1 pseudogene is annotated in these 640 nt (G+C 35.8%); it reads left to right on the top strand.

Going from position 1 to position 640, the window contains the following annotated elements:
• Nucleotides 1-460, top strand: a pseudogene (locus tag DN393_RS31125) (hypothetical protein); the annotation flags it as partial.
• Between the last annotated feature and the right edge of the window lie 180 nt (nucleotides 461-640).

Below are 640 nucleotides of genomic sequence, written 5' to 3'. Positions count from 1 at the left end.
GCAGGCGATAGAAGCAAGGGAATTTGAATTACCAGAGTATTTAATTCCGATGCTGCAGCTGTTAAAAACACATACAACGTTAGAAGCAGTAAAAAAGGCGCAGATATATGCAGGGAGACATCTTCGACCATATGTGTCTACACTTACAGCAGAATTAGAAATGTATGCGGGTTCGGATCAACCATTTCGTAACTTTGCAGCAGCCTTAAATAGTCCAGAAGTTAATACTTTTACGATTGCGTTACAACAAGCACAAAAAACGGACAAGGTACAAAGTCTTCGTATTATGGACGCACAGATTAAAATGATGCGTGAGCTAAAACATGAGAACTATAACCGTCTCATTCAAAATAAGCCAATGGAAATGAATAAATTTAACGTTGCTGTAATTGGATGTATTGTAATTTATCCAATGGTTATTGTTATTCAATCCTTAATGCAAGGATTTGCAAGTATATAAGAAGTTAATATTCCAAATTGAATAAGCAGAGGAGCAATACACATGTTAACAAAAATGAAGAATTGGTTAAAAAATGAAGACTCACAATTATCATCAGAAAACGGTATGTTAATCGCGTTAGCGGTAATTATCGTATTAGTAGTCGGCCCGTTTGTATGGAAAGCGATTCAAGGTGGTTAT

Origin of the sequence: Bacillus sp. BPN334 (assembly GCF_008368885.1) — a bacterium.
In the GTDB taxonomy this organism is placed as follows: Bacteria; Bacillota; Bacilli; order Bacillales; family Bacillaceae_G; genus Bacillus_A; species Bacillus_A wiedmannii.
Note: the sequence above shows the minus strand (reverse complement) of the source record. Positions and strands in the feature narration are given on the sequence as shown.